The following is a 25,202-nucleotide window of genomic DNA, read 5'->3' on the forward strand; positions in this document are numbered from 1 at the left end:
CCGCCGCCCACCCGACCTCCACTCATGCATATCGATACCGATTCCTCATACCTGACGCCCGGCGTCGCACGCGTGCACGCCGAGCCGTGGGGCACGTTGCCCGACGGCGAGCCCGTGCGGCGCTATACGCTGCGCAATGCGCACGGAATGCGCGTCGTCGTCAGCGACCTCGGCGCGACCGTCGTGTCGTGGCTCGCGCCCGACCGCACGGGGCGCTTGGCCGATATCGTGCTCGCGCACGACACGCCGGCCGAATACCTCGCATCCGGCGCCTATCTCGGCGCGACGGTCGGCCGCTGGGCGAACCGGATCGCCGGCGCGCGCTTCACGCTCGACGGCGTCGACTACCTGCTCGACCGCAACGAGAACGGCAACCTGCTGCACGGCGGCGCGAACGGCTTTCATCGCGCGCGGTGGGACGTGCTCGACGATGGCGGCGGGCTCACGCTGCGGCTCGATTCGCCGGAAGGCGACGCGGGCTTCCCCGGCAACGTCAGCGTGCAGGTGCGCTACACGCTCGACGACGACGGCACGCTGACGATCGACTACACGGGGTGGACCGACGCGCCGACGCCGCTGAACCTGACGAATCACAGCTACTTCAACCTGAACGGGCGCGCGGGCAGCGACGTGCGCGGCCATCTGCTGCACATTGACGCCGACGCATTCCTCGAAGTGGACGACGCGCTGATCCCGACCGGCACGGCCGACGTGACGGGCACGGCGTTCGATTTCCGGCAAAGCGCGCCGCTCGGCGCGCGCCTCGACTGGCCGCATGCGCAACTGGCGCGGGCGCGCGGCTTCGATCACTGCTACGTCGTCGGCAACGGCGCGCGCGAAGTCCGGCCCGTCGCGCGAATCTACGATCCGGAAAGCGGCCGCGAGCTGACCGTATCGACCGATCAGCGCGGCCTGCAGCTCTATACGGGCAATTATCTCGACGGCCTGCGCGTGAGCGGCGGCACGCCGTGCGTGCGGCACGCGGCGCTGTGCGTCGAGGCGGGCGGGTTCCCGAATCAGGTCAACATGGACGGGCTGCGCGACGACGTGATCGTTCATCCGGGCGACGTGTATCGACAGACCACGCGGTATCGGGTGGGGGTGCATGCATAGCGGGTGGGCTGCATCGCCGGCGCCCGGGTAACGCCGTGCGAATTCCGGCCGATCGCGATGCCGCGCCGCCTCGCGTGACATTGCGACGGCAGGAAAATGCTTTCTACGATTCGTTGGTTTGAGCGGCGCGGCGCAGCCCGTAGCATGGGCGCGTCACCCATCCTCCAGCATCGGAATGTCCGCGCAAACAGACAAGGTCGTCCATTGGCTGCTGTCCAGCCTGGAGCCGAAAAGCCAGCTTTTCCACGTCGGCCAGTATTGCGGCGACTGGCAGGCGTCCACCGCCGGCCGTGCGAAGGCGAGCTTCCACATCCTCCTGCATGGATCGGCATGGCTTCACTTCGCCGACGGGCGGGACAGCATTCCGGTTGCCGCCGGTGAAGCCGTCTTTCTGTTGCGCGACGTGCCGCACGGGCTGTCGCCGAGCCCGGTCAACCCGCAGGCCTGCGCGGTCGCGGGCAGCCACCCGCTCAAGCGACGCGGGTCGATGCAACCGCTCGACGCGTCGGTCGACGGCAGCGTCGGCCTTGCCTGCGGTTTCATCGAATTCCACTCCACCGTGTCGCGCGCGATCGTGTCGCTCTTCCCCGAGTACCTGATCGTGCGGCGCGGCGACGACGCCTATCGCGGCATCCGCGGGCTGTTCGAGCTGATTCGCGCCGAAGGCCGTCACGGCGTCGACGCGCCGTCCCCGCTGATCGACAAGCTGGTCGAACTGCTGCTGTTCTACGCGGTACGGGACGCCGCCGGGCACGATACCGTGGCCAGCGGGCTCGCGTCGCTGATGCAGCGGACCGGCTTCGGCACGCTCGTCGCCGCGATCATCGACGCACCCGCCGACGCGTGGACCACCGACTCGATGGCCGCGTTCGCGAACATGTCCCGCACCGCGTTCTGCAAGCACTTCAGCGAAGCGTCCGGCCATCCGCCGATGCAGTTCGTCACGCTGGTGCGGATGCGGCTCGCGGCGGACCTGCTGGAACAGGGCCTGCCGATTTCGCGTGCGGGCGAACTCGTCGGCTATCAGTCGGAGTCGGCCTTTGCGCATGCGTTCAAGCGCACGATGGGCATGCAGCCCGGCGCGTGGCGGCGCGGGCGTGACGACGCGTCGCAATCGGCGGCGCGCCTGCACTAGCCGACGGGCCGGCGCGCCGTCGAAACGCACGACGCGGGACGAACGCACAGGAATCGCGGATGTTCGCGCATTGTCCGGCGGGGGTGCCGCCTCGACAATGCTCTCACTGCCCCTCCGGAGAATCCTGTGAGCCGCCTGCCCTTGCCTACCGTCGAAACCGCGCCCGCACCCAGCCAGCCTTTCCTGGAAAAATCGCAGCGCGCGAACGGTTTCCTGCCGAACCTCGTGCGCTCGCTCGCGAATGCGCCGGTCGCGCTCGAAACCTATCTGACCGTCGCGGAGATCAACAGCCGCGCGGGCCTCACGTTCGCCGAGCGCGAAGCCGTGCAGATCACCGCGGCCGCCGTCCACGGCTGTGCGTTCTGCGTGGCCGGACACACCGCCGCCGCGCTGAAGAAAGCCCATGTCGATCGCGCCGACGTCGACGCACTGCGCGACGGCGAGCCGGTCGCCGATCCGCGGCTCGACGCGGTCGCGGCCTTCACGCGCGCCGTGATCGCGACGCGCGGCGGCGTGACCGACGACGCGCTCGACGCATTCCTGGCCGCCGGCTTCACCGAAGCGAACGCGCTCGAAGTGGTGCTGGGCGTGAGCCTCGCGACGCTGTGCAACTTCGCGAACAACCTGGCGCGCAACGAACTCAACCCCGAACTGGCCGCATACCGATGGGAACCCCGGACACAGGCCGCCTGACGGCGCCCGCACTCGACGCGTCGCTCGCCGACTGGCTCGACGCGAACGCCACGCAGCTCGACACGAGCGCCGCGCTGAAAGCGGACGTCGTGCCGCGTCTCGCGGCGGCCGGCCTGTTCCGGACCGGCGTGCCGGCGAGCCTCGGCGGCGCGGGCGGGACGACCACGGACGCCATCGCGGGCATCGCGGCGGTGGCCGAACATTCGCTCACCGCGGCCTTCGTGCTGTGGGGCCAGCGCAGCTTCATCGAATACCTGCTGCAAAGCCCGAACGCCGCGCTGCGCGAGCGCTGGCTGCCGGCGCTGCTCGACGGCCGTTGCGCGGGCGCGAGCGGCCTGTCGAACGCGATGAAGTATCTGTCCGGCATCGAGTCGCTTCAGATCGACGCGACGCCGCACGCGGAAAGCGCCGACGACTTGCGGCTGACGGGCAGGATGGCGTGGGTGACGAACCTGCGCACGGAACGGTTCGTCGTGGCGGCCGCGGTTGCGTTCGGCGATGGCAGGCCGTCCGCGATCGTCGCGATTCCCGATGACGCGCCCGGCCTGACACGCAGCACGGATCTCGACCTGATCGCGCTGCGCGGCAGCAACACCGCCGCGCTGCATCTCGACGACGTGCCGAGCGACACCGCGTGGCTGATCCATCCGGATGCGCAAACGTTCCTGCCGGCGGTGCGACCGGCCTTCCTCGGCTTGCAGTGCGGGCTGTCGATCGGGCTCGCGCGGCGCGCGCTGGCCGAAGCGCGACGCGCGGCCGAGACGACGCGCGGCATTCTCGGCCCCGAAGTCGAATCCTGCGCGGCCGGACTGGCCGCCGCATGCGCGCAACTGTCGTCCGGCATCGCCGACGGCAGCCTGCGCCTGCACCCGAACCGCCTGTTCGAGCTGCGCATCGCGCTCGCGACGCACGTGGCCACGGCCGTGAACCTCGAACTCGAGGCGAGCGGCGGCCGCGGCTACCTGCGCGACGCGGGGCTCGGCTTCGAGCGACGCTGGCGCGAAGCGGCGTTCGTTCCGATCGTCACGCCGAGCGTCGTGCAACTGAAGGCGCAACTCGCCGCGCAGACGCGGAGCATCGCCGCATGACGCCGCCGCTGCTGGACGCGCGCCATCTGACGCTCGGCTACGACGGCGAACGGCGCACTCCCGTGCTTGCCGATGTGTCGCTGTCGGTCGATCGCGGTGAAATCGTCGCGCTGATCGGCCCGAGCGGGACCGGCAAGTCGAGCCTGCTACGCGCACTGGCCGGGCTGGAGCAACCGCAATCCGGCACCGTGTCGCTCGACGGCACGACGCTGCGGGGCCCGCACCCGCGGATCGCGATCGCGTTTCAGGACCCGTGCCTGCTGCCGTGGCTGTCGACCGAAAAGAACGTCGCGTTCGGCCTCGCCTTCGCGCATCAGGCTCGGCTCACGCGCGATCAGCAACGCGAGCGCGTCCGCGCGGCGCTGCGCGCGGTCGGGCTCGAAGCCGCCGCGTCGCTGCGCCCGGCCCAGCTCTCGGGCGGGATGGCGCAGCGCGCGGCGCTGGCGCGTGCACTCGCGCGTCAGCCGCACGCGCTGCTGCTCGACGAGCCGTTCTCGGCGCTCGACGAAGTCACGCGCGCCGCGATGCAGCAGTTGCTGGTGAACATCGTGTCGACGACACGCTGCGCGACCGTGCTCGTGACCCACGACATCGACGAAGCGCTGCTCGTGGCCGATCGCATCGTGCTGCTCGGCACGCAAGGGCGCTTCATCGACGCGTGGCGGGTCGATTTCCCGCATCCGCGCGACGCGTTCGTCAGCGAACTCGGCACGATGCGCATCGACATCCTGAAGGCGTTGCAGGCCGGCATGAAGCGCCCGCACGCGTCCGAACTTCATTCCCTGAACTGACTGACCTGACCCGCCTATCCATGTGCCAGATTCCGATGTCGCGCCGCGAATGGCTGAAGCTCGCGGCCCTGTTCACCGCGACGGGCGCCGCTCCGTTGCTTTCGATGGCGAACGCGCACGCCGCGGCCGAACCGGATGCGCCGGTCCGGATCGGCTATCTGCCGATCACCGACGCGGCCCCGTTGCTGGTGGCCCACAACAACGGCTATTTCGCGTCCGAAGGCCTGACCGTCGAGCAACCGAAGCTGCTGCGCAGTTGGGCGCAGCTCGTCGAGGCATTCCTGTCGGGCCAGGTCAACGTCGTGCACCTGCTGTCGCCGATGACGCTTTGGGCACGCTACGGCAGCCGCGCACCGGCGAAGGTGGTCGCCTGGAACCACGTGAACGGCTCCGGGATCACGGTCGCGCCCGACATCGATTCGCTGCGCGATCTCGGCGGCAAGACCGTCGCGATTCCGTTCTGGTACTCGATTCACAACGTCGTGCTGCAGGACCTGCTGCGTCAGCAAGGGCTCGTGCCCGTGCTCAAGCGGCGCGGCACGCCCGCGGCGAACGAGGTCAACCTCGTCGTGATGGCGCCGTCGGACATGCTGCCCGCGCTCGCCGCGCGCCAGATCGCCGGGTATATCGTCGCGGAGCCGTTCAACGCGACCGCGGAACTGATGAAGATCGGCAAGATCCTGCGCTTTACCGGCGATGTCTGGAAGAACCATGCATGCTGCGTCGTGTTCATGCATGAGCACGATCTGACGCAGCGCCCCGCGTGGTCGCAAAAGGTCGTCAACGCGATCGTGAAGGCGCAGCTGTGGGCGCGCGCGCATCCGCAGGAAACCGCGCAGTTGCTGTCGAAGGACGGCACGCACCGCTATTCGCCGCATACGCTCGCGTCGCTCGACCGCGTGCTCGTGCCGTCGGCGTCGCTGGCCGACACGTATCGCGCGAGCGGCGCGATCCGCCATGCCGACTGGCACGCAAAGCGGATCGACTTCCAGCCGTATCCGTTCCCGAGCTATACCGAGGCGCTGGTTCAGCGGCTGAAGCGCACGGTGGTCGACGGCGACGGCGCCTTCCTCGCGTCGCTGGACCCGGCGTTCGCGGCCCGGGATCTCGTCGACGACCGGTTCGTGCGCAAGAGCATCGACGCGGTCGGCGGGCTGACCGCGTTCGGTCAGTCGGGCGCGTTCCAGCGCGAGGAGATCATCGTTGTCTGATGCGCTCGCCTCCCGCCGCTCGTCCGCACCCGACACGCGCCGGGCCGGCGGCTCCCGCTACCCGGCACGCGCGGCCGCGCGATGGCTCGGCGTGGCCGGGCTCGTGGCGACGATCGTCGTCTGGTGGGCCGCGATCCACGCGTTGACCGAGCCCGGCTCGCTCGGCCGGCAGTTCGCGCCGGACAGCGCGCTCGCCAGCCTGCGGTCGCTGTGCGCGGACGATCATCTCGTCGAACACGCGCTCGTCAGCCTCCGACGCATCGGCGTCGGGCTCGGCGCGGCGCTGCTGGCCGGCGTCCCGCTCGGGCTGTTGCTCGGCCGCGTGCGATGGGTCGAGCGGATGCTGTCGCCGACGTTCCAGTTTCTGCGCATGGTGTCGCCGCTGTCGTGGATGCCGCTCGCGGTCATGTCGTTCGGCATCGGCGATCGCGCGATCTACTTCCTGCTCGGGTTCGCCGCGTTGTGGCCGGTGCTGATGAGCACGGCGGCCGGCGTCGCGCAGATCGACCGGCGCTGGCTGCAGCTCGGCGCAAGCCTCGCGGCCACCCGCCGCGAGCTGCTGGTGCACATCGTGCTGCCCGCCATCGCGGGGCCGCTGCTCAACGGCATCCGGCTCGCGATCGGCATCCTGTGGATCGTGCTCGTGCCGGCCGAAATGCTCGGCGTCAACGCGGGCCTCGGCTACCTGATCCTCGATACGCGCGACCGGCTCGCGTATTCTGAACTGACGGCGGTGATCGTCGTGATCGGCGCACTGGGCTTCACGCTCGACGGCATCGCGCGGGGGTTGACCCGCGCGCTGCTGGCGTCCGACCGCTAGCGCGATACGCGGCGGCCGGACGAGCCGCTTGCCGCCCGCGTGTCAATTCCACGCATGGCGCGCCGGGCGCGCGCCGTTCAGATAGTAGTTGCCGACGAGGTGATATTTCCAGCGCACCGGATCGTGCAGCGTGTGCGTGCGCGCGTTGCGCCAATGGCGGTCGAGGTTGTGCTCGGCGAGCGTCGATTGCGTGCCGGCCAGCTCGAACAGCTTCTCGCCCGCGAGCAGCGCGACCTCGGTCGTCAGCACCTTCGCTTCGCCCACCGCCACCGACGCCCGCGCGACGTCGTCCTCGGTCACGTCGCCCTTTGCCGTGATCTCGTCGAGCGTGCGCGCCGCGCGTTCGAGCAACGCGTCGGCCGCATGCCGCTGGATGTGCAGCCGGCCGATTTCGCGAATCGTCAGCGGGTCGTCCGCGGCCCGCTCGACGCCGCTGTCGACCCACGGCCGCGCGCGGGTCCGCACGAACGCGAGCGTATCGTCGATGGCCGCCTTCGCGATACCCGCGTCGATCGCCGCCTGGATGATCTGCGACAGCGGGCCGTTGAGCGTCGGCACGTCCGACACGCGCTGCGCGGGCAGCACGTGCGACGCCGGCACGCGCACCGCGTCGAGCACGACCGTGCCGCTCGCGGTCGTGCGTTGCCCGAATCCCGACCAGTCGTCGATCACGGTCAACCCGGGCGTCGGCTGCGGCACGTACGCAAGCCATGCCTGCCGCGCGTCGTCGAGCCCGAGCACCGGCACGTAGTGCGCGAACAGCGCCCCGGTCGAGTAGAACTTGGTGCCGTCGACGACATAGTCGTCGCCGTCGCGGCGCACGCGCGTCTTCAGGTCGAGCACGTGCTTCGTGCCCTTCTCCGAGAAGCCGTTGCCGAACCGCTTGCCGCTCAGCACTTCGGCGAAGAAATGACGCTTCTGCGCGTCGGTGCCGACGAGCGCGATCACGTCGACGAGCCCGAAGTGATTCTGCGGAAGCTGCCCGAGCGACGCATCCGCCGCGGCGACGATCTTGATCACCTCGGTGAGCGTCACATGCGATACGCCCGCGCCGCCGTATGCCTTCGGCACCGTGATCGCCCACAGCCCCGACTGCGAGAACCATTCGATTTCCTCGCGCGGCAGGCGGCGTTCGCGGTCGCGTTCGGCGGCCCCTTGCGCCAGGCGTTGCGCCAGCGCCTGCGCGACCTCGATCGCCTCCGCGTCGTCGGCGATCACACGGGCCGCCTGCGCTCGTGCATCGGCCGGCCGTTCCTGAATCGTCGCGCTCGTGTCTGACATCGGGCTCTCCTGTCGAATGGTCAAAGCATTCAATCTAGCAGCGCCGCGCGGGCGGGAAAACCGAGCGATTCTCGAAACGATATTCCTTTGGATAACAAACGATGCGCGAATGGCGAAGGCGATTGCGCGTTTTGACGTCGCAATCGATGCAGGAACGCCGATACGCGCCGCGCGGCGACGGTAATACGCAGCGACGATAACGATCCGAGAATCCGTTATTGGAACGCCCGCGTCGCGCTTCCTATACTGGGCTCCCGGCGCAAACGGCCACGCTCTTCGAGGAAATCCGCATGACTTCATCGCACGCAGTTCCCGACCTTTCCACCGGTACCGATTACGATGCACTCGCGAGCCGGTTCCGGCCGATCTTCGAGCGCATTGCCGCCGGCACCGCCGAGCGCGATCGCCGCCGCGAATTGCCGCACGAGGCGATCGGCTGGCTCAAATCGGCCGGCTTCGGCGCGATACGTTTGCCTGTGAGCGCCGGCGGCGCCGGCGCATCGCTGCCGCAGTTGTTCCGGCTGCTGACCGAGCTCGCCGCCGCCGATTCCAATTTGCCGCAGGCATTGCGCGGGCACTTCGCGTTCGTCGAGGACTGGCTCAATGCGCCGGCCGGGCCGCGGCGCACGACCTGGTTCGACCGCTTCGCGAGCGGCCAGCTCGTCGGCAATGCGTGGTCGGAAGCCGGCGACGTGCCGCTCGGCCAGACCGTCACGAAGGTGTCGGAGCAGAACGGCCGGCTCGTGCTGAACGGCCGGAAGTTCTACAGCACCGGCAGCCTGTTCGCCGACTGGATCGACGTGTTCGCGCAGCGCGCGCACGACGGCAGCGACGTGATCGTCGCCGTCGCGACCGCGCAGCCCGGCGTGATCCGCGACGACGACTGGGACGGCTTCGGTCAGACCACCACCGGCAGCGGCACGACGCGTTTCGAGAATGCGGCGGTCGATGCGGACAACGTGATCGATTTCGCGCGCCGCTTCAAGTACCAGACCGCGTTCTACCAGTTGTTCCACGTCGCGACGCTGGCCGGGATCGGCCACGCGATCGTGCGCGATGCGGGCGAGCTCGTGCGCAACCGCACGCGCGTGTACAGCCACGGCAATGCGCAGCGTGCCGGCGACGATGCGCAGTTGCAGCAGGTAATCGGCGAGATCGCATCATGGGCGTATGCGGCCGACGCGCTCGCGCTGCGCGCCGCGCAGCCGCTTCAGCAAGCCTATGAAGCGCGCTTCGGCGGCGACGAAGCGGCCGAGCAGGCCGCGAACGTCGCGGCCGAAATCGAATCCGCGCAGAGCCAGCTCGTCGTGTCCGAACTCGTGCTGCGCGCGGCGACGCGCCTGTTCGACGCGCTCGGCGCATCCGCGACCCGCAGCACGACCGCGCTCGATCGCCACTGGCGCAACGCACGCACGGTGTCGTCGCACAATCCGCTCGTGTACAAGGCGCGCATCGTCGGCGACTGGATCATCAACGGCCGCACGCCGCCGTTCGTGTGGCGCGTGGGTAACGGCGCGGGCGCCGGTGCGGAAACCGGAGCCGCGCGATGAGCAAGACCATCCGCTTCAACGCGTTCGAGATGAACTGCGTCGGTCACCAGTCGCCCGGCCTGTGGGCGCATCCGCGCGACCGCTCGTGGCAGTACAAGGATCTCGACTACTGGACCGACCTTGCGCGCGTGCTCGAACACGGGATCTTCGATGCGATCTTCATCGCGGACGTGATCGGCTACTACGACGTGTACAAGGGCAGCAACTATCACGCGCTGCACCAGGCCGCGCAGATCCCGGTCAACGATCCGCTGCAACTGGCCGCGCCGATCGCGATGGCGACCGAGCATCTCGGCATCGGCATCACCGCGTCGACGACGTTCGAGCACCCGTACACGTTCGCGCGCCGGCTGTCGACCGCGGACCATCACACGAAGGGCCGGCTCGCGTGGAACATCGTCACGTCGTATCTGGAGAGCGGCGCGAAGAACGTCGGCGATCACGGGCTGCGCACGCACGACGACCGCTATGCGGTCGCGGCCGAGTACGTCGAGGTGCTGTACAAGCTGTTCGAAGGCAGTTGGGAAGACGGCGCGGTGGTGCGCGACCGCGACGGCCGCGTGTTCACGCATCCGGAGAAGGTGCACGAGATCGGCCACAAGGGCCGCTTCTTCGACGTGCCCGGCTATCACCTGTGCGAGCCGTCGCCGCAGCGCACGCCGGTGCTGTTCCAGGCCGGCGCGTCGGGCCCCGGCAAGGCGTTCGCCGCGCGGCACGCCGAATGCGTGTTCGTCGCCGCGCCGACCCGCGACCAGCTCGCGCGCTACGTGGCCGACGTGCGCGCGCAGGCCGCGGCCGCCGGGCGCGACCCGGCGAAGGTGCTGATCTACAACCTCGTGACGGTGATCGTCGACGAGACCGACGAGAAGGCGCAGGCCAAGTTCGACGAGTATCGCCGCTATGTGTCGTACGACGGCTCGCTGGTGTTCATGTCCGGCTGGACCGGCATCGACTTTGGCCAGTACGCGCCGACCGATCCCGTCCGGCGCGTCGACACGAACGCGATCGTGTCGGCGGTCGAGCACCTGTCGGGCGGCGACACCGCGTGGACGATCGAGGCGCTGGCGGCCTGGGGCGGCATCGGCGGGATGGGCCCGGTGTTCGTCGGGTCGGCGGCGACCGTCGCGGACATCCTGCAGGAATGGGTGGCCGCGACCGACGTGGACGGCTTCAATCTCGCGTATGCGGTCGCGCATGAAACCTTCGAGGACGTCGTGCGCTATCTCGTGCCGGAGTTGCAGCGCCGCGGCGTGTATCCGACCGCGTATGCGCCGGGCACGCTGCGCGAAAAATTGTTCGGCGGTTCGGCGCGGTTGCCTGACGAGCATCCGGCCGCCCAGTTTCGCGATATCGAACAGGTCAAGCGCGCGGCCGAGCGCGAAGCGGTCAGCGCTTAACTGCACGTCCAACAACGTCGAAGCCGGGCTGTCCGCATTCGCGCGGCGACCGGCTTCAGCTTCAGCACAAACGGCTTCGTGCAGTCCGACGAAGCCGTGCGTATTTTCCGGGGCAACGGCGAGCGCCCCCTCAGCGCTTACGCCGCGCTTTCGTCGTCGACGTCGTGCGCCGTCGGTTCATACCTCACGATCAGCAGGAACACGATCGGCGTGACCGCGCTGATCGCGACGACCCAGAACATGTCGGTGCCGAGGCGGGCTTGCAGGATCGGCAGCACGAACAGCGCGAGCGCCTGGCCGATGCCGCACAGCGACCGCCCGAAGCCGACACCGGTGCCGCGGATCGCGGCCGGATACGACAGCGTCGGATAGATCATCATCTGCGCGCCGGGGCCGAAGCCTTCGGCGAACAACCACGTACCGAGCATCAGCAACACGACACCGACCGCGATCGCCCCGTGCGGATGGCCTGCGAGCGCAAGCGCGACGAGCGCGACCGTTTGCAGCGCGAACCCCGCGATCGCGACATGACGCGACGCATACCGATATGCGAGACGCATGCCGAGCAAGCCGCCGGTGAACGCGAACAGCACGTTCAATGCGAGCGATGCCGCGATCGTCTCAAACACGCCCGCGCCGAGAAATTGCGACAGGATCGACGGCAGGAAGAACGCGATCGCCGTGTATTCGAACGGGATGCACAGGTTCATCACGCTGGCGACGATCGTGCGCCCGAGATACGGGCGCCGGAACAGCACGCGAATCCGCACCGGCGGCGGGCTCGGCTCGCGTCGCACGTCCTGCGCTTCGTGCGCGTGAATGCCGTACGACTGGCGCAGGATGCGCGCGGCGTTGGCCAGATCGCCCTGATTCGCGGCCCACAGCGGGGATTCGTTCATGAAGCGGTTGCGGAACAGGATGATGACGAGCGCCGGCACCGCACCGAAGATCAGCGACGCGCGCCACAGCCATCCCGCATGCTCGGCCGGCAGCAGGAAGTACAGGCCGAAGATCAGCAGGAAGCACACCGACGACGCGACGTACCACATCGGGCACCACGCGGCGAGCCGCGACGCCTTGTTGCCGCGGCCGTTGAACTTCGAGAATTCCGCGAGAAACGCCATCGCGACCGGCAGGTCGATGCCGACGCCGAGCCCCATCACGAAGCGGGCGGCGATCAGCACCCAGACGTTCGGCGCGAGCCCGGCCGCGATCGCCGCGACCACGAAGAACAGCATGTCGGCCATGAACACCTGGTAGCGGCCGATCCGGTCGGTCAGCCAGCCGCCGATCAGGCTGCCGAAGATCGTGCCGATCATGATCGCCGACCCGACGAGCCCGGTCAGCGCGGGCGTCAGCCCGAATTCGCGCGTCACGTCGTCGATGCCGTAGGACAGCGTCGTCAGGTCGTACGCGTCGAGAAACACGCCGCCGAGCGCCAGCAGCACGATCATCCGTGCATGGCTGACCGAACTGTCGACCGTGTTGATCAGGCGCGCGACGTCGCTGGCCGAGCGGATGGGGGAAGAAACCGGCGTAACGGGGCTCAGGTCGATCGAACTCATCGGATTCCTTAGTGTGTCGCCGGATGGCCGGCGAATGAGCGGCGAAGTTTGCAGGATGCCGGCCGCCGCGACAGGGGCATCGCGGCCCGGGCCGTCGAACGAATGCGTTCCGGCCGTCGTCGCATGCGTCGCTTGCCGGCACCGGAAATTCTGTTCTCCAGGCCCGGCAATCCCAAGCGATATAAACCGATAAATTAATCGGCGTGCGTCATAAAGTTGCGCGGGCCGTGCTATCTCCTTCCGGCCGCCCGGCGGCCGGCCTCGCCGCACCGCTGCTCGACCGGCGGATCGCCCGCAAGCTGTATGGCGATCGCACGGTCCTCGCCGACATCGCGTTGCAGGTCGCGCCACGCGAGATCGTCTGCGTGGTCGGCCCGAGCGGTTGCGGCAAGAGCACGCTGCTGCGGATCGTCGCCGGCCTCGACGCGAACTTCCGCGGCAGCGTGACGCTCGACGGCAGCGCGCTCGCCCGGCCGTCCGCGCGCGTCGGCGTGATCTTTCAGGAGCCGCGGCTGCTGCCGTGGCTGTCGATCGCCGACAACGTCGGCTTCGCGGCCGGTGCGCGGGGCGGACGCGACCCGAGCGTCGCGCGCTTGCTCGACGAAGTCGGTCTGGCCGGCGTCGCGCGGCAACTGCCGGCCACGTTGTCGGGCGGAATGGCGCAGCGCGCCGTGATCGCGCGCGGGCTGTTCGGCGAGCCGGACCTGCTGCTGCTCGACGAGCCGTTCAGCGCGGTCGACGCGATCACGCGGATGCGCCTGCAGACGCTGCTACTCGATGTCGTCCAGCGGCGCCGGATGGCCGCGACCGTCGTCACGCACGATCTCGACGAGGCGCTGTATCTCGGCGATCGCGTGCTGATGCTCGCGCCGAACCCGGACCGCGTCGACGACGAACTCCACGTCGACATCGCGCGGCCGCGCGATCGGCGCGATCCGTCGCTGGCCGCGCTGCGCGCGCGGCTGCTCGATGCGTTCCAGCGCTTTCACGATCGCGCGGCCGGCGACACGGCGGCCACGCCGGACTGACATCGCCGGCCCGCACCGCACACGACTTCATCGCGCGGACACCGACCGCACGAACGCGGCCAGATCGCGATTGAACCGCTCGGCTTCCTCGATGAACGGCGCGTGCCCCGACTCCGCATACACCTTGCTGGCGATGCGCGGATTCAGCTCGGCCGCGCGAGCCAGCGTCGTGGGCGTATCGACCAGTGCATCGCGCCCGCCGTAGATGAAGAGCAGCGGCACGCGCGCGTGGCCGAGCCCCGCCGCGGCGAATACCGACATCGTCGGGATGGCCTTTTGCATGTCCCACGACGCCATCGCGGCATTGGCGAGCAGCCGCTCGAACGTGGCGGCATCCGGCCGACGGTTGAAGCACAGACCGACGAACGTGCGCTCGCCGTCGAGATGCGTTTTCAGGTCCGGCGCATTCATGTCGCGGTACACGTCCGGGTGATCGACGATCTGGCCCGGCGCGAGCTCGACCACGCCGTCGACGTACACGGCCCCCGCGATCGCGCCGTCGCCGTATCTGGCGAGGTAGTTCGAGATCACCACGCCGCCGAGCGACCAGCCGACCACGACGGGCTTGCGCGCATGCGCGCCGTCGATCACCGCGGCGAGATCGTCGCCCCAGCGGGTTCCGTCGCGATACGGCCGCGCGCCGGACGGCTTGTCCGACAGCCCGTGGCCGCGCAGATCGTACGTGATGATCCGGAATCCGCGCAGCTCGGGGCTCGCGACCTGCGCGTCCCAGTTCAGGCGGCTGCCGAGCAGGCCGTGAATCAGGATGACCGGCACGCCGTCGGGGTCGCCGCTTTCCTGGACGGCCAGCTTCACGCCGTCCGTCGACGTCACGGTATAGCTGAGCGGCGCGGCCGCCGCGTCGTACGCCAACGCGAACGGCGTCGCCCACCAGACCACGGCCAGCAGCCAGCGGATCAGCACTCGGGTAGTCACGATTTTTCCTCCAGGCATGAACGGACGCACAGTCTCAACCCTCACACTGATGTGAGAGTCAAGCGAATCGTGCTAACCTGCCCCGCATGAAAAACCCGCCTCCGCAGCCGCTGCTGACCATCGGCAAACTCGCGCAGCTCACCGGCGCGAGCGTGCGCTCGATCCGGCACTACGACGAGCACGGCCTGCTCGCGTCGGTGCGCGCGGCCAACGGCTACCGCATGTTCCCCGACAACGCGGTGACGCAGGTCAGACAGATCCAGCGCATGATCGCGACCGGTTTCACCCTCGACGACATTCGCGGCTTTCCGGACTGCATGCTGCTGATCGAGGGCGCGCGTTCGTGCGATCAGATCTCCGAGGTTCAGCGCGAACGCCTCGAAGCGATCGACCGTCAGATCGCCGATCTGGAAAAGCGGCGTGCGCGGCTCATCAAGACCTTGCAGGATGGCGCGGTGCCGCCGCTCGATTGAGGCGCCGGCGTTCACCGGCACGAATCAGCCCCCGCGTCGCCCTTCGGGCACCCGCTTCACATCGGCATCGTTGGAGAATGCGCGACCGGCGACGGCGCGCCCACCACGCCCGCCGAGCCACCGAAAAAACGGGCATATTCAATTACCGCCGATTACAAACGCTTTTCATAAACGCATCCTTGACATGCCGAATCGCGTGGTATTTACTGCCATTGCAATCGATGCAATACGAAAAAACGCACGACGAAAAACAGGACTGAGAGTTGCATTTGCAGCGGCGCGCAGCAATACGCGTCGGCGAAATGCAAGACCGAGAAGTAAAACAGGCTTGATCCGACCGGGGGCCACATCCATGTCCGCTACCACCAAACCGCCGCCTGACGGTTGATTCCCGCCATTCAGCCATCCGACCCCGCAGGCCTGCCGCCGGTTTTCCGATAGAACCGGGGGCGGTGCCGTGACGCGCGTCGCCCACCCGAATCGCATCGCGCATGCGTCGGGTTTCAATGCGAGACGGCATGTTCGCGGAATATCCATTTTAAAAATCCGGTGGATCCCGAATTTCACCGGCGATGCATTATCAATTCGGGATTTTCTTAAATCTGTCGCTTCGATATTTCATATATTGATGAAGGAATAAAAATGAGTACCACGACGATCGAAAATGCCGGTTACGGGGTCTACAACTCGACCATCGATGTCACGAGCCAGGTGGCGGCGGCCTACCAGAACGGCCAGCGCGTATTCACGGCCAGCAACCAATGGGGCGATCCGGCCCCGGGCGAGCGCAAGTACCTGTACATCTTCTGGACCCGCAACAGCGAATCGCAGTCGGGCGTGACCGGCGAGAACGATTCTCACGGCGTCACCCTGCCCTGAACCGCGTTCCGCGCGCGGGACGGGCCGCCGCGCCGCGGCAGTTGGCAATCGGCAGTCGCACGGCCCGTGCGCGTCATCCGGCGCGCAGCGTGTCTTCCCCACCTTACCGATCGACAGGAGTCTTTCATGCCGTCCGTCTACGTGCAGAACATCTCGATTCCCCTGAGCGACGCCAAGCCGTCCGATTCGGGCGTCATCACGGCCCAGGCCACCTACAGTTTCCCGACCAACGTGATTGCGGCCGGCGCGTCGGTGGCCAGCTACTCGGTCTCGTTCGGCAACACCGACCACCACCTGCGCACGGTAGGCGCGAGCGTGCAGGTGCAGACGCAGAACAATTCGCCGACGGTGACCATCACGGGCTCGCTCCAGTTGATCGACAACAGCAGCAACGAGCTCAATCCGAGCAGTTGCTCGCTGATCGCGTCGGTGATTGCCTGGGCGCAATAAGCGGCGTTCGCCGCCGCGTCGCCGCGATGGGCGGCGGCGTCTTTTCCATTGCCTGGTTTGCGGTCGTGCCTTTCGTGGTCCTCCGCCCGGCGTTCGGGCCGGGGACCATTTTCTCGAGGAGTCGCCATGTCCACCACCGCCAGCCAGCAGGCCGACATTCCCGCCCTGGGCGTGCTCCAGTTCGACGCCGGCAGCTTCGGTTCCGCCGTGAACCTGTTCCGCGGCAATCTCGCCTTCCCGCTCAAGCTGCTGACGCTGCCGGCGCGTGGCGGGCTGGCGTTCGACCTGACCCTGCTGTACCAGAGCAACGTCGCCGACCAGGTCTCGCAATGGAACCTCACGAACCCGAGCGGCGCGCTCGGCGTGGGCTGGAGCATGCCGCTCGAGCGCATCGTCGCGGAAACGCAGGGCACGGGCAGCCCGCTCGACGTGCAGTACTACCTGATGAGCCAGGGCCAGGCGATGCAGCTCGTGCCGATCCCGACAGCGTGGGGCCGCGGCACGCTGGCCGCCGACGCGTTCGACGACGCCGCGAGCGCGGCGCCGTTCGCGAGCGATCGCGTGCCGGCGGCACTCGCGTCCGCGCTGGAGCGATACGGCTGGCGCCCGTCGGGCGACGCGCGTGTGTCGCCCACCGGCCGCCCCGGCGAGTGGCGCCTCGACGATGCGCCGCTGCGCCGCTCGCATCTGCTGCGCCGGCAAGCGGACGGCACGATCGCCGTGACCACCGACGGCCAGTCCTATGAAACGGCGCCCTACCAGTTCTGGCAGATCACGCACTACCCGGCCTGGGACAGTTGGGAAGTCGTCCGCCCGGACGGCACGGTCGCCACCTACGGCGGCTCGGATGCGGCCGCCGCCGCGCGCAACCTGATCCAGTGGGGCATCCGCTGGGGCAACTGGGTCGGCCCGAGCCGCCGCGCGGAAAACCAGCAGCGCTATGCGGTGGCGTGGAATCTCGCGCAGTTGCGCAACACGCTCGGGCACTGGATCGAATTTTCGTACAGCACGATCGAGCAGGCGGTCGGCGACGGCACGTTGACCTACACGCGCGAATGCCAGATCGCGAGCATGGAAAACGATCTCGGCTGGTCGTGCCGGTTCGCGTGGCAGCCGATGACCTACGACACCCGCTCGCTCGACGCGCCGAAGGAATACCTGGCCGCGCACGGCGACCCGACCCAGGTGCCGGGCGACAAGCCGAACGCGTGGCAGGACCGTTACGAGACGCGCTATCTCGACCACGTCGACGTGATCGACGGCTCGGGCGCGCAGCAGACGCGCCTCGATTTCGACTGGTACGACCTGACCCTTCTCGCGCCGCGCGACGCCGCCAATCCGCTCGCCACCGGCGCCTGCTACAAACGCTATCTGAAGAGCGTGACGGACACGTTCAGCGGCGGCGCGGCCCGCCCCGGCATCGCGTTCGACTACAACTTCGATGCCGGCGGCGCGCCGAACCCGGGCGCGATGACGTCGATGACGCTGCCCACCGGCGGCGTGCTGCGCTACACGTACGCCGAGATCGACGTGGGCGCGGACGAGAACGTCGATCCGGGCTCGCGCAACCTCACCGTCGACAATCCGTTCGGCGCGAGCCGGCCGGGCGCGCCGCGCATCTGGTACGGCGCCGACTACGTGGTCGTCGCGTGGTACGAGGCCAGCGAGAACGCGCTGCTGGTGAACGTCTACACGTGGCTGGGCCGCTGGATTCCGGCCTGGACGGACTGGCAGCGCTTCGACGGCGCGCTCGATCTCGACCGGACGGTGGCCACGACCAGCGCCGACAGCTTCGTGCTCGTGCTGGCGAGCCTCGACGACACGCAATCGACGCTCTATCTCGCGTCGCGCCGGCCGGTCGCGAACGCGGACTGGCGTTTCGCGGGCGAGCCCGGCGCGCCCACGCCGTACCGCTACGCCAGCAGCCAGTTGCGAATCGCCAACGGCGCCGACTTCTTCGTCGTGATCGACAACGACGATCGCCGCGTCGACCGCTACGCGCTGAACTGGCAGACGCGCGGCTGGGACGTCGCCCCCGCGCTCGCGAGCGGCACGTGCTGCCCGTCCGGCAGCATCAATACGCAATCGTACGTGGCGGCGGCCACGAATCACTATCTGGTGTTCTGCTATGACGCGGACACGGCACGCGGCCGGTTCAGCCTGATGGTCCGCGATGCGGCGACGCTCGCGTGGCGGCTCGGCAGCACGCTGGACACCGACGCGATCACGATTCCGGCCGTCGGCGCCACGTCGTATTTCCAGCTGTCGATGGGCCAGGGCTTCGCGGCAGCCGCGTGGATCGACCGCTATGCGTCGTCGGGCGGCGTGGTGAAAGCCTTCGACTACCGCCTGGCGGTGCCCGCGTGGGACGACGACTACGGCAACCTCGCGTTGCGCCCGCTGCCCGACGTATTCGACGGCCCGGGCTTCACGAACCTGTCGCCCGCGTTCATGCAGACGCTCGGCCCCGTGATCACCGGCAACAGTCTGATCGGCTCGGGCCCGAACGTGCTGGTGTTCGACGGCGTGAGCTGGTCCTACCACTTCGCGGGCATCCAGTACCCGCCCGGCAGCGACGCGAACCGCCAGTTCTACTGGTACGCGTGGGACCCGCTCGGCGTGCTGAAGACGGAGAACACGACGTCGGCGCTCTACTCCGCGCTCGACAGTTTCGATCCCGATGCCGACACGCCCTGGGTCACCCAGCTGCTGCAGGACGAGGATCCGGCGCCCGCGGATCGCCAGACGCAGGGCTTCCCGACGCTGGCCGGCGAATTCCTGTCGCAGAACCGCGACCTCTACGGCCGTTCGGTCTGGCCCGCGTGGAACCCGATCGCCGGATTCCGGCTGGGCGAAATCACCGTCGATCGCTTCGACAGCACGACCGTCATCAACCAGGCGCCGGATTTCCTCGCGTTCATGACGCTCGACGCCGACGGCGCGCCGCTCGACACGCAGGTGCGCTTCTTCAGCAACGGCGGGCTGCTGCGGGACGCGCAGGGCGAGCCGGTGGTCGAGCGGTTCCCCGGGCAGCAGATGTTCCGCCTGCTCAACAGCACGCTGCAGTACGAGACGGCCATCTCGGGCAAGCTGCCGGCGATTCCGTCGGGCTTCGTGACCTTCCCGTCGGGCAACGAGATCGACGCATCGACCCACGTCACGCTGCACCGCTATGCGAATCACTCGCTGCATGCGCCGCTCGCGGCCTTCGTCGTGACCGCGCTGGCGATGGACAGCGGCTACGACACGATGCTGCGCTGCTATGCGTACGCGGACGTGTCGGCCAACACCGATCCGTCGGGCAGCATCGTGCAATTCTCGACGGTGTCCGAATACCAGGCGTGCGAGACGCCGCAGGCGCAGCGCTACGGCTGGACCACGAGCCATTTCTACAACGGCCTGCCCGCGCGCACGCTGCAGTTGCCGGACGATTGCCGCGTCCGCGCCGGCGCATGCGGTACGGCCGCGCCCGTCGACGACGCGTATTCGCTCGCCGCCGGCCTGCTGTTGTCGACCTCGGTGTACGACCGCGACGGCACGCTGCTGTCGTCCACCACCAGCGACTGGACCTACACCGACCAGGTCGCGAGCGACGCGAACGGCACCGCGCTGCGCAATCTCTACGACGCCGTGCCGCAGATCGCGACGTCGATCGAGAGCCTGCAGGGCGTCGAGCGCACCATGACCTATGCGTACAACGCGGCCTCGGGCTATCCGGCCACGGTGCAGACCGCCTACTACGACAGCCGGGGCGAGCTCAACGTCACGCAGCGCACGTCGCTGTTCGGTTTCGAGGTCTACCCGGCGATGTGGAGCGCGCACATTCTCGCGCCGGTGGCCAGTGCGTCGACGCGGGTGCAGGCGGACGGCGGCTGGCTGTTGCAGGCCGCGAAGGCGCAGACCTTCCGCAGTTGGGCCCGCGACGACGGCACCACCTATCTGGCGGAAGCCGACAGCTGGGTCGCGGTCGACGCGGATGCGCCGCCGTTCGCCGCGTGGAACGGCGGTCAGCCCGGCGCGGGCTGGCTGCTGGAAGAGCGTATCGACACCCGCGACGGCGAAGGCAACGTGCTGCTGTCGCACGACGTCACCGGCCGGCCGATGGCTTCGCTGTTCGACGACGCGGGGCGTTTTCGGATCGCGGGCTTCGTCAATTCGGCCAGCGGTAATGCGTACGACAGTTTCGAGGACTACCAGCGGCCGACCTGGAGCCTGCCGGCCGGCGCGGCCGTCTATCGCGACGACGCGGCCAGCGGCACCGCGTGCCTGCAGATCACCGCGTCGGCGACGCTCACCCGCGCCGTGACGTTGACCGACGGCCGCGCGCGGCAGTTGTTCGGCCTCTGGTTCAAGAGCCCGCCCGGCGCGACCGCGCGCGACTTCGCCGTGACGCTGACGCTCACCGCGCCGGGCGGCGCGCAGGTGAGCCGGCGCCTCGCGCCCACCGCCGGCCAGTGGCAACCGCAGCAATGGACCGTCGATCCGTCGTCGCTGGGCCTCGGCGCGAACGCCGCCGTCACGCTCGGCATTCAGGCGGAACTGCCGGCGGGCGGCGCGGCGTGGCTGCGGCTCGACGACGTGTTCTTCACGCCGCTCGACTGCCAGTTCCAGTCGATCACCTACGACGGCGCACGGCTGCGCACGCTCGGCACCACCGCGCCGAACGGCGTGCGCTCGCGCACGCTTTACAACCCGTTCGCCGAGCCTTCCGTGACGGTCGGCCCCTGGGACAACCCGAGCCTGATCAGCATGACCTGGTTCGCCGCGCAGGACACGACGATCGGCCCGGCCGCCCCGTTTCCGCACGCCACGCCGAACGCGGCGATCAACGTCACCGGCCAGGGGACCGGCGTGTACGACGGCTTCTGCAACGGCGCGCTGGCGTTCTACACGGCCGCGTCGGGCAATGCGGCCGACTGGACCGCGGGCGGCGGCCTGCTCAGCTATCACGGCGAGGCCGGCGGGCCGCTCGGCGCGCGGCTCGAACGCACCGGCTTCGCGGCGACGAGCATCGCCGCGCGCGTGCTGGTCGATCGCGCCACGCTCGGCGACGCGGTGCTCGGCACCGGCACGTGGTTCGTCGGCTTCAGCCAGGCGCAGGGCTGGCGTCTGTGGCGGCTCGACGGCGCGAACGCGGTGCTGCTGCAATCCGACAGCGGCGCGCCGGCCGCACGGGAATGGCTGCTGGTGGCCGTGACGGGCCGCGTGCTGTTCTTCGCCGACGGGCGCAAGGTGTTCGAATATGCGAACGCCGCGGTCGCCGCCCCGTTCGGCCTGCAGCTCGGCATGACGGCGCCCGGCAGTTTCTCGGCGCTGGCCGTGGCCGAGGACGTCGCCCTGAGCGTCGAGTACCGGGACGGCCTCGCGCGCAGCCTGCAGACGCTCAAGCTCGAATCGGCCGATAGCGCCGTGCTCGACACCGGCGTGTACGACGAGCGCGGCAACAGCGCGATCCAGGCGCTCACGAGCCGCGTCACGGTGTCCGGCGCCCAGGCGCTGTTCGTCTACCAGGACGGCCTGGTGACCAACGGCGGCGCCGGCGGCAGCCTCTGGGAAGGCGCGCCGCTCGAGGGCGCGCTGGCCGCCTGGCACCCCGATGCCGGCGGCTATCCGTTCTCGCGCACCGCGTACGAAAACGCGCCGCTCGGCCGGCCGGTGGCGTTCGGCCAGCCCGGCTACGACTATGCGATCCGGCCCGGCAACACCCATTACGCGACGCGCGGCTATGGCGTCAATACCGATGCGGGGCGCTTCGCGTACCCGTTGCCGCTCGGCGAATACCACCTGACGGTGGACGTCGATCCCAACGGCGCGCTCACGCAAACCTGGTCGGACACGGCCGAGCACCTGATCGGCCGCGTGGTGCAGAACTCGGCCACCGACGACAGCCTCGACTGGCGCATGAGCCAGATCCACGACGCGCAGGGCCGCACCGTCGCGTCGGTGCCGCCCGCGTCGTACGCGGCGGGCGGCGCCGGCACGAAAACCGTGCCGGCCGGCAGCAGCACCGCCGAATACGACTTCGCCGGGCATCGGCTCAGCTCGACCGACCCCGACAGCGGCACCACGCAGATCGTCTACAGCAGCGCCGGGCTGATGCGCTTCCTCGCCGACGGCAATGCGTTGAACGGCGGCTACGTCGCCTATCGCAAATACGACACGCTGAGCCGCGTGATCGAGGAAGGCACCTTCGCCGTCGCGTGGGATCGCACGCAGCTTCAGCAGCATGCCGACGACCCCGACTGGCCGCCGTCGCCGCCCACCTGGAGCGTGCGCCGCCACTACGACGGCGACGGCTCGGATGCGACGCAGGACGACCATCTCGTCGGCCGGCTCTGGAAGGTCGAAGTCAACCAGGGCAACGCCGGGCTGGCCGCCTTGACCGAGACGGTCGCGTACGACCGGGCCGGGCGCGTGCTCGCGCGGCGCCGGCAATTCGCCGGGATGCCCGCGGGCGACTGCGTCATCGCGAATACGTGGTCGGCCGGCGGCAACCTGCTGTCGAGCACGGATTCGGCCACGGGGCTCGTCAGCCTGCGCCGTTACGATGCGCTCGGCCGCGTGCTCGAGGTCGCGGCCGACACCGGCGGCACGACGACCGTGCTGATCGCGCACGAGTACGAGCCGAACGGCAAGCCGGCGCTCACCCGGCTGCTGCCCGACGGCAACGGTTCGGCGATGTTGTCCCGGCGCTTCGCGTACACGCCGCCCGGCTGGCCCACCCTCAGCGATGCGGGGGCGGTGCTCAGGGAAACGCTCGGCTACGACACCGGCGCCTGTCAGGGCGGCGGCTACTACAATGGCGAAGTCGCGAGTCAGACCGTCACGGCGGACGTACCCGGCGGGTCGCTCGGGCCGGCCTGCACCACCATGGATTCGCTCGGCCAGTTGACCGCGTTCGGCGCCGGCGCAGACGCGCAACGCTGGGACATCGACCTGAACGGCAACTTCGAGCGGCACACGCGCGGCGCCGATTCGGCCGGCTACACGTATGCGGCCGGCACCAACCGACTGACCGGCTACACGGCCGCGCAAGACACCACCACGTTCGCGTACGACCATGCGGGCGGGATCGTCGGCGCGAGCGACGGCGCCGGTGCGGCGCGCTGGCAGATCGGCTATGACGCCGGCACCGGGCGCCCCGTCAGCTACGCCAATCCGGGCGTGTCGCTGTCGATCCTGCGCGACGCGGACGGCAATCGCGCGGCGCTGACCCGCACGAGCGGCGGCGCGACCACGCAGCGCTTCCAGATGTCGATGCCCGACGGCGAAGTCGTGATCGATACGGCAAACGGCGCGAGCGAGCCGACCCGCTTCATCGCGGCGCTCGACGTCCAGGTGGCGTGGCACGACGGGCGCTTCTACTTCGGGCTGCTCGACCATCTCGGCAGCGTGCGCGTGCTGCTCGACGCGAGCGGCGAGACCGTCGGCGCGTGGCAGTACGACGTATACGGCCAGCCCACCGTGCTCGTGGCCGCGCCGCTTGCGTGGCCGCGGCTGTTTACCGGCCACAACTACGACGCGGATTCCGGTTTCTACGACTGCAACGCGCGCTTCTACCACCCCGGATACGGCCGTTATCTCAGCGTCGATCCGATGCTGGAAACGCCGTCGCCGTACGTCTATGTCGGCAACAACCCGCTCGTCTTCACCGATCCGAGCGGCATGAACGTGTGGGGCATCATCGTCGGCGCGCTGGTCACGCTGGTGGTGGGCGTGGCCGGCGTGGTGCTGCTCGGCACCGGCATCGGCGCGGCGATCCTGGTGGGCGTGGTGGCCGGCGCGGTCGGGTCGATGGCCGGCGACCTCATGAGCATGGCCACCGGCGACCAGATCAGCTGGAAGCAGTTCGGCATCGACGCGCTGGCCGGCGCGGCGGCGGGCGCGGCCGGTGCGCTGGCCGGCGGCGGCGCCGGCGCCCTGACCGCGCGCGCGGCGCTCGGCTTGAGCGCGGGCAAGGTGGCCACCACGCTGTCGGTGTCGCTCGTCTCCGGCATCGCGGGCGGCGTGGCCGGCGGGGCGGCCGGGGCCGGCGTGACGGCAGGCATGACCGGGCAGCCGTTCTTCAGCCGCGCGACCGCGCTGAACATCGCGATCGGCGCGGTGGCGGGCGGCGGCGCCGGGCTGATGGCGGCGGGCGCGCACCTCACGTTCTTCACCGGCAAGGAATCGCTCGGCGTCAACCCGACGCCGCTGGAGAACGCCGGCGAAATCCCGAACTATCCGCCGCCGAACACGCCCGGCCTGCCGAGCGAGCCCGGCCAGAGCGGCCTGGTGGGGAAGGTGCGGATCCTGATGCCGAACGATCCGGTCACGACCAGCGTGAAACGCAGGTGGGATGCGTTCACCACCGATCTGCAGCGACAGCAGTTCGCGCAGAATCTCACCCGGATCGGCAACCTCGACGTCGACGTCGTGGCGACGCATGGCATCTCGCGCAGCGCGATGGTCGAGTGGACGGGCAACAACGGCGTGCAGATCAACCGGCCGATCTCCGCGTCCACGCTGGCGCGGTTCCTGCGCGCGCAGGGCTACGGCGCGGCCGATACGAACTTTCCCGCGGCGTCGGGCAGGCCGATCAAGCTCGTCACCTGCTTCGCGGGGATGGCAGGCCGCTTCGGTTTCGCGCAGGCGCTGGCCAACGAGCTGCGGGTCGACGTGTACGCGCACTGGTGGGTGGTCTATCCGACCAACAACTCGACGCCATGGATCCGCTTTCAGCCGCGCTGACGGCGCGACACGTCGCGACGAGCGACGACGGCCGCGTGGCGGCCGTCGCGCATCGGGCATAC

17 protein-coding genes are annotated in these 25,202 nt (G+C 69.2%); 14 read left to right on the forward strand and 3 right to left on the reverse strand.

What is annotated here, in order from left to right; all coding sequences use genetic code 11:
- Positions 1-24 precede the first annotated feature (24 nt).
- The 7 genes from CFB35_RS33010 to CFB35_RS33040 all read left to right on the forward strand — a co-directional run bounded on the left by CFB35_RS33010 (position 25) and on the right by CFB35_RS33040 (position 6,851).
- Positions 25-1,113, forward strand: coding sequence for an aldose epimerase family protein (locus CFB35_RS33010; RefSeq protein ID WP_059608811.1), 1,089 nt, complete (start codon positions 25-27; stop codon positions 1,111-1,113).
- Positions 1,114-1,288: 175 nt separating this feature from the next.
- Entirely contained in the window at positions 1,289-2,248 is a 960-nt protein-coding gene (locus CFB35_RS33015) for an AraC family transcriptional regulator (RefSeq protein ID WP_059577738.1), read from the forward strand.
- Between the two features lie 126 nt (positions 2,249-2,374).
- Positions 2,375-2,941 carry a carboxymuconolactone decarboxylase family protein gene (locus CFB35_RS33020; RefSeq protein ID WP_059577736.1) on the forward strand — a complete coding sequence of 189 codons (567 nt, stop codon included), beginning with the start codon at positions 2,375-2,377 and terminating at the stop codon, positions 2,939-2,941.
- The gene (locus tag CFB35_RS33025) at positions 2,914-4,029 is read left to right on the forward strand and encodes an acyl-CoA dehydrogenase family protein (RefSeq protein ID WP_089466190.1); all 1,116 of its coding nucleotides are present in this window, start codon (positions 2,914-2,916) and stop codon (positions 4,027-4,029) included. The genes CFB35_RS33020 and CFB35_RS33025 overlap by 28 nt, the downstream gene beginning before the upstream one ends.
- Complete coding sequence (locus tag CFB35_RS33030) at positions 4,026-4,820, forward strand: ABC transporter ATP-binding protein (protein ID WP_089466191.1); 795 nt, start codon at positions 4,026-4,028, stop codon at positions 4,818-4,820. Before CFB35_RS33025 ends, CFB35_RS33030 begins: the two co-directional genes overlap by 4 nt.
- A 20-nt stretch (positions 4,821-4,840) precedes the next feature.
- A complete protein-coding gene (locus CFB35_RS33035; RefSeq protein WP_089466192.1) occupies positions 4,841-6,031 on the forward strand; it encodes an ABC transporter substrate-binding protein in 1,191 nt (396 codons plus the stop codon).
- Positions 6,024-6,851 carry an ABC transporter permease gene (locus CFB35_RS33040; RefSeq protein WP_089466193.1) on the forward strand — a complete coding sequence of 276 codons (828 nt, stop codon included), beginning with the start codon at positions 6,024-6,026 and terminating at the stop codon, positions 6,849-6,851. The genes CFB35_RS33035 and CFB35_RS33040 overlap by 8 nt, the downstream gene beginning before the upstream one ends.
- A 42-nt stretch (positions 6,852-6,893) precedes the next feature.
- Here CFB35_RS33040 and CFB35_RS33045 read toward each other — a convergent pair whose 3' ends face one another.
- A complete protein-coding gene (locus tag CFB35_RS33045; protein WP_089466194.1) occupies positions 6,894-8,132 on the reverse strand; it encodes an SfnB family sulfur acquisition oxidoreductase in 1,239 nt (412 codons plus the stop codon).
- 290 nt (positions 8,133-8,422) lie between these two features.
- On the opposite strand from CFB35_RS33045, the gene CFB35_RS33050 reads away from it, so the two are divergent.
- Both CFB35_RS33050 and CFB35_RS33055 read left to right on the forward strand, forming a co-directional pair.
- Complete coding sequence (locus CFB35_RS33050) at positions 8,423-9,682, forward strand: acyl-CoA dehydrogenase family protein (RefSeq protein ID WP_060010488.1); 1,260 nt, start codon at positions 8,423-8,425, stop codon at positions 9,680-9,682.
- The gene (locus CFB35_RS33055; protein WP_060010491.1) at positions 9,679-11,079 is read left to right on the forward strand and encodes an LLM class flavin-dependent oxidoreductase; all 1,401 of its coding nucleotides are present in this window, start codon (positions 9,679-9,681) and stop codon (positions 11,077-11,079) included. The genes CFB35_RS33050 and CFB35_RS33055 overlap by 4 nt, the downstream gene beginning before the upstream one ends.
- A 137-nt stretch (positions 11,080-11,216) precedes the next feature.
- Here CFB35_RS33055 and CFB35_RS33060 read toward each other — a convergent pair whose 3' ends face one another.
- Complete coding sequence (locus CFB35_RS33060; protein ID WP_060010494.1) at positions 11,217-12,644, reverse strand: MFS transporter; 1,428 nt, start codon at positions 12,642-12,644, stop codon at positions 11,217-11,219.
- A 227-nt stretch (positions 12,645-12,871) separates the two neighbouring features.
- Here CFB35_RS33060 and CFB35_RS33065 point away from each other — a divergent pair, with 227 nt between their 5' ends.
- Entirely contained in the window at positions 12,872-13,672 is an 801-nt protein-coding gene (locus tag CFB35_RS33065; protein WP_089466195.1) for an ABC transporter ATP-binding protein, read from the forward strand.
- 27 nt (positions 13,673-13,699) lie between these two features.
- On the opposite strand, the gene CFB35_RS33070 is transcribed toward CFB35_RS33065, so the two are convergent.
- The gene (locus tag CFB35_RS33070) at positions 13,700-14,608 is read right to left on the reverse strand and encodes an alpha/beta fold hydrolase (RefSeq protein ID WP_059577711.1); all 909 of its coding nucleotides are present in this window, start codon (positions 14,606-14,608) and stop codon (positions 13,700-13,702) included.
- Between the two features lie 86 nt (positions 14,609-14,694).
- Between CFB35_RS33070 and CFB35_RS33075 the strand changes: the two genes are divergently transcribed.
- The 4 genes from CFB35_RS33075 to CFB35_RS33090 all read left to right on the forward strand — a co-directional run bounded on the left by CFB35_RS33075 (position 14,695) and on the right by CFB35_RS33090 (position 25,140).
- A complete protein-coding gene (locus CFB35_RS33075) occupies positions 14,695-15,081 on the forward strand; it encodes a MerR family transcriptional regulator (protein ID WP_059577708.1) in 387 nt (128 codons plus the stop codon).
- Positions 15,082-15,723: 642 nt separating this feature from the next.
- Positions 15,724-15,960 carry a hypothetical protein gene (locus tag CFB35_RS33080; RefSeq protein WP_059577706.1) on the forward strand — a complete coding sequence of 79 codons (237 nt, stop codon included), beginning with the start codon at positions 15,724-15,726 and terminating at the stop codon, positions 15,958-15,960.
- A gap of 126 nt (positions 15,961-16,086) precedes the next feature.
- Positions 16,087-16,410: a hypothetical protein gene (locus CFB35_RS33085; RefSeq protein WP_059577704.1), complete on the forward strand. Its 324-nt coding sequence runs from the start codon at positions 16,087-16,089 to the stop codon at positions 16,408-16,410.
- 126 nt (positions 16,411-16,536) lie between these two features.
- Positions 16,537-25,140: an RHS repeat domain-containing protein gene (locus CFB35_RS33090; protein WP_089466196.1), complete on the forward strand. Its 8,604-nt coding sequence runs from the start codon at positions 16,537-16,539 to the stop codon at positions 25,138-25,140.
- Positions 25,141-25,202: the final 62 nt, after the last annotated feature.

It is taken from the genome of Burkholderia sp. AU16482, from assembly GCF_002223285.1.
Taxonomy (GTDB): Bacteria; Pseudomonadota; Gammaproteobacteria; order Burkholderiales; family Burkholderiaceae; genus Burkholderia; species Burkholderia semiarida.

Excerpts from the sequence above, each read along its gene's own strand:
- CFB35_RS33010 (WP_059608811.1), top strand. The coding sequence starts at position 25 with ATGCATATCGATACCGATTCCTCATACCTGACGCCCGGCGTCGCACGC.
- CFB35_RS33015 (WP_059577738.1), top strand. The coding sequence starts at position 1,289 with ATGTCCGCGCAAACAGACAAGGTCGTCCATTGGCTGCTGTCCAGCCTG.
- CFB35_RS33025 (WP_089466190.1), top strand. The coding sequence starts at position 2,914 with ATGGGAACCCCGGACACAGGCCGCCTGACGGCGCCCGCACTCGACGCG.
- CFB35_RS33030 (WP_089466191.1), top strand. The coding sequence starts at position 4,026 with ATGACGCCGCCGCTGCTGGACGCGCGCCATCTGACGCTCGGCTACGAC.
- CFB35_RS33035 (WP_089466192.1), top strand. The coding sequence starts at position 4,841 with ATGTGCCAGATTCCGATGTCGCGCCGCGAATGGCTGAAGCTCGCGGCC.
- CFB35_RS33045 (WP_089466194.1), bottom strand. The coding sequence starts at position 8,132 with ATGTCAGACACGAGCGCGACGATTCAGGAACGGCCGGCCGATGCACGA.
- CFB35_RS33050 (WP_060010488.1), top strand. The coding sequence starts at position 8,423 with ATGACTTCATCGCACGCAGTTCCCGACCTTTCCACCGGTACCGATTAC.
- CFB35_RS33055 (WP_060010491.1), top strand. The coding sequence starts at position 9,679 with ATGAGCAAGACCATCCGCTTCAACGCGTTCGAGATGAACTGCGTCGGT.
- CFB35_RS33060 (WP_060010494.1), bottom strand. The coding sequence starts at position 12,644 with ATGAGTTCGATCGACCTGAGCCCCGTTACGCCGGTTTCTTCCCCCATC.
- CFB35_RS33075 (WP_059577708.1), top strand. The coding sequence starts at position 14,695 with ATGAAAAACCCGCCTCCGCAGCCGCTGCTGACCATCGGCAAACTCGCG.
- CFB35_RS33080 (WP_059577706.1), top strand. The coding sequence starts at position 15,724 with ATGAGTACCACGACGATCGAAAATGCCGGTTACGGGGTCTACAACTCG.
- CFB35_RS33085 (WP_059577704.1), top strand. The coding sequence starts at position 16,087 with ATGCCGTCCGTCTACGTGCAGAACATCTCGATTCCCCTGAGCGACGCC.
- CFB35_RS33090 (WP_089466196.1), top strand. The coding sequence starts at position 16,537 with ATGTCCACCACCGCCAGCCAGCAGGCCGACATTCCCGCCCTGGGCGTG.